This window comes from Psychrobacter immobilis, assembly GCF_904846225.1.
GTDB classification, from domain to species: domain Bacteria; phylum Pseudomonadota; class Gammaproteobacteria; order Pseudomonadales; family Moraxellaceae; genus Psychrobacter; species Psychrobacter immobilis_F.
Genome location: NZ_CAJGZJ010000016.1, coordinates 54,280 through 65,492 on the forward strand (window position 1 = coordinate 54,280; position 11,213 = coordinate 65,492).

The window sequence follows — 11,213 nt, forward strand, 5'->3', positions numbered from 1 at the left end:
ATAGATAAGTGACTCATTATTAAATGAGGTTCAGTTCAGTTCAGTTAAATTAGTTTGTTTCGCCAGTAAATTGATCGCCATCGTTTAGCTGATTACCTTGGCAAATTTGCTCAGCGGTCATCGGTTTACCACCCGCAAACTGCAAATGCATGATAGCTAATGTACTGGCTGATTGCTCAGAGTTTTCTGCTTTACGCTCTTGTTTGGTATCATCTGGTTTACCACAAGCTACCAAGATTGCTTTACGACCGACGCTGATGACGGTGCCAGCTGGCTCGTGAGTTTGCTGCGATGTATTCACTGGCAAGCTGGCCAATATTTTGACACGCTGCCCTTTTAAAAAAGTGTAAGCACCTGGCCATGGTGTCAATCCGCGAATCTGACGTTCAATAGTAGTAGCAGGTTGCGTCCAGTCAATTTCGCCTTCGGTTTTTACGAGCTTTTCTGCGTAATTTGCTTGTCTGTCATCTTGAGCACTCGCCTGCGCTTGATAATGGGGTAAATCTTTTAGCACAGTGGTGATGGCCGCCGCGCCAAGTTTCGCCAATTTATCATGCAGGCTTGTCGCTGTCTCTTCTGCTTCAATAGCGCAGCTGACTTTATAAAGCATATCGCCCGTATCCAAGCCCTTATCCATTTGCATAATAGTAATGCCTGTCTCAGCATCGCCAGCTAATAGCGCGCGATGGATAGGCGCTGCACCGCGCCAGCGTGGCAATAACGAGCCATGAATATTTAGGCAGCCATGAGTGGGCGTGGTCAATACACCGATCGGCAAAATCAGTCCGTAAGCAGCGACAACCATGACGTCTGGTTGATAGGTACGCAATGTTTGCCGTGCCGCCATGCCCTCCATGCTCGATTTTTTGAAGGTGGCTGGTTGCTCAACGGCAATGTCATGGTTTAATGCGACTTGTTTGACCGCCGAAGCAGACAGTTTTTGACCTCGACCTGCTTTACGATCCGGCTGCGTGTACACAGCGACGATATCTATATTCAATGCGTCTTGCTGAACGATAAGTGACTCTAGACTAATACCAGCAAACTCAGGCGTACCAGCAAACACCACCCTTAAACGCTGGCTCGATTGTTCATTATTAGCAGTAGAAGGCATAGATAGATTGGCGTTCGAAGCAATTGTAGTCATAATGATGCATTATATATGGTTGATTTGCTCATTATAGGGGAGTTTGCGATGTTGTGCCATGATTGTAATAGTGGCAATCGGACGTGACTAATGACACGATTTATCTTTATAATAAAAACAGGCGAGAGAAATCCACCCTAAAAATAGCCTTCCAATTAGATTTCTTTTATTTTGAACCAATTACAGCATAAAAGCAGGACGTAAATATTGGCATAGCGTGAGCAAACCATTCTATGCCAAACTGATTGTTTATTCACTATTCTGTCTTGTATCGATATAGGACCCTGCTTCCATGCAACAGTTTCAGTCCTTACAGCGCTTACTCCTATTTCATGCACTGACGTTGCTGGTGATGCTATCGCTATATTATTTCACCCTATTTTACGAGATAAAAAACAACAGTGAACAACAAAGTATCGACGTTTTTTATTCCTTACAACATGAAATCAATAAACATGCTGCGCCACTGGACACTGAAATCACAGAGATTTTAGACAAGCCTATATTTGAGGGCATAAGCTATCAACTGATTTTTATGATGCCTTCTGGGCAAACCCATATCCATCGCTATGCGCGTCCGAATGAGTCTGCTTTTGCGACCGTTAACTTTCCGATCATTGGCTCCTCGTCCTTTAATGACAACAGTCATAGTGCTTATACAATCAATAGTCGCAACTTGACAGGCACCATCAGGCTCAAAAGTGGCCATCATATTTATATTATATTGCGTCATAAACCGATTGCGTTTGAATGGATATCTTATCGTTATTGGCTACCATTAGTGACAGCAATGATACTTTTTCTCATTGCTTTAATTTATATGCTCACTCGTCGCACCAATTGGGAACAGCTGTTACGTTATACCGATGACTTGAGTAGCCATGCTAAGGCAGCCTATAGGCCGCCGCCATTTTTGCATAAAAAGTCTACGACGGAATTCTTGCATTTGGGTTATGCGCTGAGCCGTATTAGTTATCAGCTGCACAGTGATTATCGCCGTATCAAAACCCTCACACACCGTATCGAGCGTTTGGTTAACCAATCACCGTTACCGATGCTAATGATTATGCGTCATGGTCAGATTAGCTTTTTTAACCCACGTTTTGAGCAAGCTTTTATCTCTTTTTCTCAAAAAGACAGCAACTATGAATTGACGGATTTTTTTGTTGGTAAAGATGAATCCACTCAACTACTGCTGCAAAATCTATCAAACTTACGCCTCACTCGAACCTTAACGGTCTATGAATTAAAAAACAAACAGGTTTATCAGCTTCATATCACACCGTGGTTTAGTGAACATGGTCAAGTTCATGGTTTTACGGTACTTCTTAATAATATCAATGAGCTTGCCAATCAAACCGAGCAATTGCAGCAAAAAAACCAAAAGATGAAGCAAAAACTTGACGAATTAAACAAAGTCCGTTCTTTGATGGGATATCAGCTGCGCATACCGCTAGAGACGATGATTGACTTACTTGAACCAATCGATCCTGCCACCTTGACTGCCGAGCGTAGTGAAGTCTTAAAATCGTTAATTACAGCCAGCCAGAGTATGTTGACGATGCTCAATGACACGCTAAATATAGGGGAAATAGAAGTGAGAAAAACTCGCCTTCATATTGAGCCTGTTGATATTTATAAGCTTGGGCAAGAAATGAGTCATTTACTCATTAACGATACTAGACAGCAAGGGTTGGAGCTGATCTACTTCTTTGCGCCAGACTCTCCGCGTTGTATTGACACCGATGACATTCGTCTGCGTCAAATACTATTAGATTTATTAAAAAATGCCATAAAATTTACCACCTCAGGCTATGTCGCCCTTACTATCGATTGCGTGACCAAAGCGCAGATCACACAAATAAATGGCGATCATCTGCTTCCTTTTAGTCACAATAAAGTGGCAGAAGAGTGCGCTCACTGGGTACGTTTTAGTATAAGAGATACTGGAATTGGTATAGCCGTTGATAAACAAAACCAGCTACTGACTAAGTTTCATCAAAATAATAGTCAAGCCAATGCTCAGCCCGATCAAAGCATGACGGCGACAGGCATGGGTCTAAATAACGCCAATAGCTTCGCTCAACTGCTGGGCGGTTTTATCGAGTTAAAAAGTACGATAGATAAAGGCAGCACTTTTACTCTGTATTTGCCTTGTCGCAATCCAAATTATCAATCGGTATATCACCTCAATCACCATTTAACTCAGGTGCATTTGATTGCGGTGCTAAATCAAGGCCTTGCTGCTAAAAACCTGCAACGTCTATGTGACTACTTATCGATACCTGTTACTATTTATACCGATATAAATACTGTCACCATTCAGAAGCTCATAGAACAACCACCACCACAGGCGCAAACACATGCCTTGATTTTACTGCTTGATTATGAGTATTACGAGAGCAAAACCCTCGTATCCTCTGAACAAGCAGAAGGTCATAGCAAAGCGGCGACAAATAACAAGCGACAAACCATCAATAACTTAATTGCCCACACTTCACTACCTAAAATATTACTTAGCATGAAACCTGAACGCCGCATTCCTTCTATGTTGTTAGACAAATATGAGGGCTTTTTGAGCAAGCCATTGGAGATGAATTTATTGCTCTCTGAGATACTGCGCTTGACCTCACCAACAAGGCAAAAGCTTATGCAATCTGCTAGCCTTATAGAGAACAGTAGCCCGCTCATCATCTTAGAAGATAACGCTGTCAGTCCTACCCTATCGCCACTTATTTTAGTGGTGGAAGACAGTCTAACCAACCAAAAAATAACGTGCAAAATGTTGGACAAGCTTGGTTATCGTAGTGTGGTTGCAGAAGATGGTCAGCAAGCGCTTGAACAACTAAAACAGCAGCGTCAGGAGATTTCACTGATTCTGATGGACTGTCGAATGCCAGTCATGGATGGGCTACAAGCAACTCAAGCTATCCGCGCACAAGGAGATGACATTCCTATCGTGGCACTGACAGCAAACGATACCAAAGAGGATCGTGACGCTTGTCTACAAGTAGGCATGGACGAATTTTTGACCAAACCTATCAACAAGAAAGCGCTAGAAACGGTTTTACAGAGATTTATAGAATCCTAAGAAAACCTACTACTTATCTATACGTATGCCACTATTTTCGCCAACGCTTTCATTTTCAGTTTATAACTACTTTACATAATCAGGGAAAAGTAATATCGATACATCATTCACTGCTGGTAACAATTTTTCTGGCTTGCTGTGCCTGCGCAGACAGAGGCTGCGAAAAATTATCCTAGCACGACCGTATTTTTTTATCGTGAATTGACGATAGTAATCACTTCATAAGTAGGCAATTCATAAACAGCATTTTATCAACAGACACTTTATGAACAACCACTTTATAAGCAGCTACTTCATAAAGCCATTGTCGGCCAAAAATGCCTCTGTAATTTGGCTTTGTGGACTTGGCGCATTCATGCCACTATTTTGTGACTTGTTTAACAAACGTTCTAGATAACGCGCGACGATATCTACTTCGATATTCACTTTGCTTCCAACCAGCCAATGCTTGGCGATATTGGTCACTTGTGCCGTATGCGGAATAATGTTTAAAGAGACAATGTTGTCACGTACAAGGTTGGTCGTTAAGCTGATACCATCGACCGTAATAGATCCTTTAGTCGCTGTGTAGTGCGCCAATTCTTGTGGTATCTCAATCTCAATATAGATAGAGCGTGCATCTTGTTGCGATTTACTGACCACACCGACGCCATCTACGTGACCTGCAACAATGTGTCCACCAAAACGCGTGGTTGGTAGCATCGCTTTTTCTAAATTAATGATATGACCGGCTTTTAATGTTTCCAGCGCGGTACGAGCAATAGTTTCACGTGAAACATCAACAGAATAATGATTGCTCCCAAAATCTACAACGGTGAGACAAATCCCATTTGACGCGATTGAATCTCCCAATTTCACATCACTAAAATCTAACCCATCCGATTCTATCGTCAAACGTATATCGCCGCCCGTAGGTTGCATGGATTTGACTTTTCCAACACTTTCTATAATTCCAGTAAACATATCAACCTCATCTCATTATTGTGTTGTCGCGATAAACAATATACTTTAATTTTCTAATGTCTGTATAACTTAAGCTTTTGGGTGAAACAACTGCTTATTTTTAGCTCATTATGGGATAAGTTGTGGATAAGTAACGATAAATCAATCCCTAAGCCTATAAAAACCTTTATTTTTATAAACTTATCCACAGAGTTAGTGAATTTAAAGAAATATTTGCAAACGAAGTAGTTATTAAATAAGATGTTGATTTATATAATATTATTGGTAATTTATAAAGAAATTCTGTGTTTTTAGTTTCATGTGAAACAAAGTTATACACAGTTCCATGTGAAACATAGTGCCAGTAATCTTACTTATCCACAATTAACCCACACTGTCTATAAATTGTGGATAAGCGGTTTATAAATAATGGGTTTTACAAAGGCAATAACACCAGCTTAATATCAGAGCCTATCTGTTCGTGGCTATGAACGTCAAAACGCAGCTGCTGAGCTAAAGACAAAGGATTAAAGTCAACCATTGGACGAGCCTCGGCCCCTAGCAAACAAGGTGCTTGGTAGACAATCAGCTCATCCACCAATTGCTGACTCAAAAAACTTCCTGTGACACCAGCACCCGCCTCTACCAAAATGTCATAACACTGATATTTACTCACTAACTTTTTTAGTAAGGCTGTTAGATCATCTGTACGCCAATAAAGAGTATCTGGACGACGACATAGTTGATACTCAGAGTGCGGACTAGGCGTCAAGCGTTGGCGTCTATCAAGCACGACCACCATGGGCTCAGGTATTTGCTCAGGTGCAACGCCCAATTGATTAGAGCGCACATTCAGTCGTGGATCATCGGCAACGACTGTTTCACTGCCAGTAATAATTACGCCACTTTGCGCGCGTAATTTTTGTACATCTTCGCGGGCGGCTGTGGAGGTAATCCATTTGGACTCTCCAGATGCCATCGCTGTACGGCCATCAAGACTGGTGGCAATTTTGAGACGCACATAAGGCATTTGAGTGCGCATCGCCTTTAAAAACCCACGATTGAGCGCTTCTGCTTGTGCAGTCAATACGCCTACTTTGACCTCAATGCCTGCCTGCTCTAGCAGTCTCACACCGCGACCCGCCACCTGTGGATTGGGATCAAGACCTGCAACCACGACACGTTTCACACCAGCATCAATCAGGGCAAGGGCGCAGGGCGGTGTGCGCCCCGTATGACTACACGGCTCTAGTGTCACATACGCGGTTGCATTTGCTGCGCGCGTGCCAGCTTCTTTGAGCGCAAACACTTCTGCATGAGGCGCGCCAGCTTTAGGATGAAACCCTTGACCAATCACCTCTTCTGCTTGGACGATGACACAACCGACCGCTGGATTGGGCCGTGTGGTGTACAAACCTTGCTTGGCTTGCTCGATAGCCAGCATCATAAAGTAACGGTCTTGAGCATCTTGAGCGTGGTTTTGGGTCGACATAAAGGCGGACTCAATCAAGGTTAAATGAGGGTTGTTTAGAGAATTAGTATTTAAGAATGTGTTTCATAAATTAGAAACACTAAGGTTGTCAGGCGGCTGGGTATTTAGCCCTATTCATCAACCAGTTGCTATTTCTCATTGGGACGAATGTTAGCAATCTCTTGATGAAAAGCATCAATGTCTTGAAAGTCCCGATAGACACTCGCAAAGCGTACATAGGCGACATCGTCCAAATCTTTGAGCTCACTCATGATAATCTCACCCAAGACTTTGCTACTGACTTCACGCTCACCCATCTGTCTGACGCGTTTTTCAACACGGCTAATCATCGCTTCTTGCTCATCGATAGTGATGGGACGTTTTTGTAAGGGTAATAAAATAGAGCGACGCAATTTTTCATTGTCGTAAGGCTCAATTTTGCTGCTCGATTTGATAATTCTTGGCATCACCACTTCTACCATCTCAAAGGTAGTAAAACGCTCTTGGCAACTGTTACACGAGCGGCGGCGACGCACTTGCGCACCTTCTGCGGCAAGACGCGAGTCAATAACCTTCGTATCTGACGCATTACAATACGGACAGTGCATCATATTTTCCTTTTTTAATATTAAAAGCGAGATCGGTCATTGATGACACATGACTTTTTGTTAGCCGATTAAAGCGCTTTATTGACTATTTACCAATACAAAAGCTGCCAAATATTTTACCTAATAAATCATCCGCACTAAACTCACCCGTAATCTCACCCAAGCTAATCTGAGCTTGGCGTAAACTTTCAGCAACCAACTCGCCTGCTTTAAAAACGGTTAACTGTTCATGTGCCTCTGCCAAGTAATTTGCCGTGCGCCGCAAGGCATCTAAATGGCGCGTACGGGCGATTAAGCTGTTCTCTGGCGGATGGAAACCCACTTTAGCACATAAGGTTTCGACCAGCGTATCAATACCAGCACCTGTTTCACATGAAACATTTACCTGCTCATAGCCTCGATTCTTTATCTCAATTTGTGAAACAGACGCTGTGCTTTCGCCACTATTATCGCCTAATAGATCGCTTTTATTGGCGATAATTAGTAAGCGTTTGGCCTCTGGTAATTCACCAAATAACTGCTCTGCCAGCTGTAATGGCGTGCTTTCTTCTTCAAGATCCCGAGTAACATCGTAGACCATCAGCAGCATATCAGCCTGAGTGATAGCGGTACGCGCACGCTCAATACCAATGCGCTCGACGGTATCTTCAGTCTCACGCAAACCTGCCGTATCGGTTAGATGTAGCGTTAAACCATTAAGCACGACCGTCTCTTGTAGCGTATCACGAGTCGTACCCGCAACGTCAGTCACGATCGCACGCTCTTGTCCTGCTAGCCGATTAAGTAGGCTTGATTTGCCAGCATTTGGTCTACCTGCTAACACCACATGTATACCGTCACGTAAGAGCTGGCCTTGTTTGGCAGTCGCTAATACTTGCTGTATCTTCGCTTGTGTTTGCTCAAGCTTATTTTGTATCACCCCGTCTGACAAAAAATCCACGTCTTCTTCATCAGGGAAGTCAATCGCCGCTTCAACATGCAAACGCAAATGAATCAGTTGTTCTAATAATTGGTTTATTTTTTGAGAGAACTCGCCACTCAGTGAGCGAATAGCGCTGCTAGCGGCAGCGGCACTGGTAGCATCAATCGCATCGGCAATTGCTTCTGCTTGTACCAGATCCAATTTATCATTATCAAACGCACGATAAGAAAACTCACCAGCGCTCGCTTGTTTTGCGCCTAACTCAAACACACGGGCTAACAGCTGATTCTGCAGAATCATGCCACCATGTCCTTGCAGCTCAATGACATCTTCGCCAGTGAACGAGTGCGGACCTTTAAAATACAGTACCAATCCTTCATCAATAACCGTACCATCTGCCTGATAAAAGCGACAAAAACTGGCCATACGTCGCGTAAAAGCAGACTTGCCAGTGAGAATGCAAGCAATGTCATAAGCACGAGCACCTGACAGACGTATAACCCCCACCCCGCCACGGCCCAGTGGCGTTGCAATGGCAGCAATCGTGGCCAATCCAGATGAGCTAGGCTTTTCAGACGAATGAGGAGCGGTTAACGCCATCTCTAAGGAATCCACAATGACTCTCAATAACTAAAAACCCCATTATAGACGGCTGAACGCAGACTGACAAAGCAAACTTCAAATAGCGCATGATAATATTTGATCTTATTTTATCTAGGACTGGCTAAATCACGTATAAAAAAACCACCGCTTACGCGATGGTTTTATCTATCTTAAAGCTAAATGTTTGAGAACTAATCGAGCACTTTTACGGTACGACGTTTTTGCTCTTCATCAACTTTTTTGTTGACGATATACTGCTGCGTCATACTAAACAAGTTGTTCACTGTCCAGTACAGTACCAAACCTGCTGGGAAGAACAACATAAAGAGCGTAAAGATAATCGGTAAGAACTTCATTACTTTGGCTTGCATTGGATCCGCTGGCTGCGGGTTTAGCTGCTGCTGGGTGAACATCGACGCACCCATCAGTAGTGGTAAAATAAACCATGGGTCCATCGCTGACAAATCTTGAATCCATAAGATCCAAGGCGCATGACGTAGCTCAACACTTTCGACCAGTACCCAATATAACGCTAAGAAAATAGGCATTTGCATCAAAATAGGCAAACAACCTGCCATCGGATTGACCTTCTCTTCTTTATAGATGGCCATCATCTGTTGTGACATTTTCATGCGGTCATCGCCATGTTCTTCTTTGAGCGATTTTAGTCTTGGCGCGATCGCTCGCATCTTCGCCATTGAGTAGTAGCTCTTGTTAGAGAACCACATCAAAGCAATTTTAACTAGGACCGTCAATAGGATGATCGACCAACCCCAGTTACCAATAACCTTATGAATACCTTCTAATATCGCGAATAACACTTTTGATATTGGCCACAACAACCCATAATCGACCGTTTTATTCAGCCCAACTGCCTCTTCCTTAAGCTCAGACTGTACTTTCGGACCTGCATATAGCGTTGCATCCAGCGTTGCTTGCTTATTGGGTGCCACATTGACAAGCTGACTGTTAAAGCCAATAAAATAATCACCATCAGCTTCACGACTGAAAAACTTACCTGTGAAATTCTTAGGCATCCATGCAGAAACAAAATAATGCTGAACAATGCCAACCCAGCCTTTATCACTGCTCGCCGTCAACTCATCATCACTAAATTTACCGAACTTCAACTTATTATAAGGATCTTCAGGTGTGCCCCAAGCGCCGCCTAGATAAGTCGCCATGCTCAGCGCGCCTTTACCAGACATACCAGGGTCCTTACTGTCATCACGCTTTAACTGCGCAAACATCTGTCCTTGCCATGCGGCTGAGGATGCGTTTTGGATGTTATAACTGATATCGATCGGATATTTATCATGGGTAAAGGTAAAGGTTTTGGTGATTGTCACGCCATCTTTTTTATAAGTTAGCGGTACTGACAATGTTTGCTGCCCTTTTTCCATTGCATAGTTTTTTGCAGTATGGCTATAAGTGGCACGGCCCTCTGCGGTATCAATACCATTTTTGCCAATCAAGCCAGACTGAGCAACGTAAATGCGATTGCTGTTACTCTCTAACAACACAAAAGGCGTATCGCTATTAAGCGTCGCGTCATATTGTTTGAGAGCAGCATAAACAATATCACCGCCTTCTGGGTTGATTTTTATATCATAGCGATCCGTACTTACGGTGATCAGATTGGCGTTTTTCGTAGGTGTAGTAGTTGTAACAGCCACCGAATTGCTATCAGTAGACGTGGTCTGTACTGGAAGATCACCCGCCGCACTATTCGTAGATGGGATTTCAGAACCTATTGAAGTCGATGTTTCTGGTACTGCATCTACAGCTGGTTCATCGGCATAATCATCTCGCCACGCCAAAATCAGCAGATAAGCGGTAATTAACATCGCAAGGATGATCATCACCCGAAATATCTTTTGCATAAACCTTTCCTAGATTAAAAAATTAGGGAATGAAAAATTAGGGCATGTGTCATGACCACAAATCGCCGTTACTCGTTATTACAACAACACTGGCAGTCATTTACATAAAATGTGCATCATTTTACTAAAAATCCACCTTAAATGATACCAAGAGTGTGGATAACTTGTGGGTAACTCACCAATCCTACTACCAAAGCCATGTCACGCTTAACACGACTATGGTCTCATTAAATAATTGAGACGACAAATATAGCTGTTGCTGTCTCGGTAAACGCCCAATCCTCGAGTGCTAATAGTTGATAAGTTGATAGCAGGTAAATAATGATAGTTATATGACGCTAAAGGTACAGGTACAAAATCGATGCCATGTCCACCTAAAGGGTGACATCTGCCAATACGTTTTAATAATAACCAACTGCCTGCTCGAACCCCATGCCATGCCAACGCTTGTTTGCCGTAATTCGAGCAGGTTGGATAATATCGACAACGAGCAGGTAATATAGGACTTATGATTTTTTGATAAAAAATAATTAAATTAAATAATAG

Annotated in this window: 8 protein-coding genes; 1 reads left to right on the forward strand and 7 read right to left on the reverse strand. The window is 42.9% G+C overall.

Annotation, left to right across the window (positions count from 1 at the left end; genetic code table 11):
- Positions 1-49: 49 nt before the first annotated feature.
- A complete protein-coding gene (fmt, locus tag JMX48_RS10800; protein ID WP_413786363.1) occupies positions 50-1,114 on the reverse strand; it encodes a methionyl-tRNA formyltransferase in 1,065 nt (354 codons plus the stop codon).
- 325 nt (positions 1,115-1,439) lie between these two features.
- Here fmt and JMX48_RS10805 point away from each other — a divergent pair, with 325 nt between their 5' ends.
- Positions 1,440-4,238, forward strand: coding sequence for a response regulator (locus JMX48_RS10805; protein ID WP_201537630.1), 2,799 nt, complete (start codon positions 1,440-1,442; stop codon positions 4,236-4,238).
- 288 nt (positions 4,239-4,526) lie between these two features.
- On the opposite strand, the gene JMX48_RS10810 is transcribed toward JMX48_RS10805, so the two are convergent.
- The 6 genes from JMX48_RS10810 to yidD all read right to left on the reverse strand — a co-directional run.
- Positions 4,527-5,201, reverse strand: a complete 675-nt coding sequence (locus tag JMX48_RS10810) for a riboflavin synthase (RefSeq protein ID WP_201537632.1) — start codon at positions 5,199-5,201, stop codon at positions 4,527-4,529.
- A gap of 415 nt (positions 5,202-5,616) precedes the next feature.
- On the reverse strand, positions 5,617-6,672 hold the full coding sequence (gene ribD, locus JMX48_RS10815) for a bifunctional diaminohydroxyphosphoribosylaminopyrimidine deaminase/5-amino-6-(5-phosphoribosylamino)uracil reductase RibD (protein WP_201537634.1): 1,056 nt from the start codon (positions 6,670-6,672) through the stop codon (positions 5,617-5,619).
- 128 nt (positions 6,673-6,800) lie between these two features.
- Positions 6,801-7,259 (reverse strand): transcriptional regulator NrdR, encoded by a 459-nt coding sequence (nrdR, locus tag JMX48_RS10820; RefSeq protein ID WP_201537642.1) that lies wholly within the window; start codon positions 7,257-7,259, stop codon positions 6,801-6,803.
- Between the two features lie 85 nt (positions 7,260-7,344).
- The gene (gene mnmE, locus JMX48_RS10825) at positions 7,345-8,781 is read right to left on the reverse strand and encodes a tRNA uridine-5-carboxymethylaminomethyl(34) synthesis GTPase MnmE (protein ID WP_201537644.1); all 1,437 of its coding nucleotides are present in this window, start codon (positions 8,779-8,781) and stop codon (positions 7,345-7,347) included.
- 194 nt (positions 8,782-8,975) lie between these two features.
- On the reverse strand, positions 8,976-10,667 hold the full coding sequence (yidC, locus tag JMX48_RS10830) for a membrane protein insertase YidC (RefSeq protein WP_201537636.1): 1,692 nt from the start codon (positions 10,665-10,667) through the stop codon (positions 8,976-8,978).
- 216 nt (positions 10,668-10,883) lie between these two features.
- Positions 10,884-11,213: membrane protein insertion efficiency factor YidD (gene yidD / locus JMX48_RS10835; RefSeq protein ID WP_201537638.1), on the reverse strand; the 330-nt coding region annotated here is incomplete at its 5' end.

What these genes read in the sequence shown, in the direction of transcription:
- fmt (WP_413786363.1), bottom strand. Translation starts at nt 1,114, where the DNA reads ATGCCTTCTACTGCTAATAATGAACAATCGAGCCAGCGTTTAAGGGTG.
- JMX48_RS10805 (WP_201537630.1), top strand. Translation starts at nt 1,440, where the DNA reads ATGCAACAGTTTCAGTCCTTACAGCGCTTACTCCTATTTCATGCACTG.
- JMX48_RS10810 (WP_201537632.1), bottom strand. Translation starts at nt 5,201, where the DNA reads ATGTTTACTGGAATTATAGAAAGTGTTGGAAAAGTCAAATCCATGCAA.
- ribD (WP_201537634.1), bottom strand. Translation starts at nt 6,672, where the DNA reads ATGTCGACCCAAAACCACGCTCAAGATGCTCAAGACCGTTACTTTATG.
- nrdR (WP_201537642.1), bottom strand. Translation starts at nt 7,259, where the DNA reads ATGCACTGTCCGTATTGTAATGCGTCAGATACGAAGGTTATTGACTCG.
- mnmE (WP_201537644.1), bottom strand. Translation starts at nt 8,781, where the DNA reads ATGGCGTTAACCGCTCCTCATTCGTCTGAAAAGCCTAGCTCATCTGGA.
- yidC (WP_201537636.1), bottom strand. Translation starts at nt 10,667, where the DNA reads ATGCAAAAGATATTTCGGGTGATGATCATCCTTGCGATGTTAATTACC.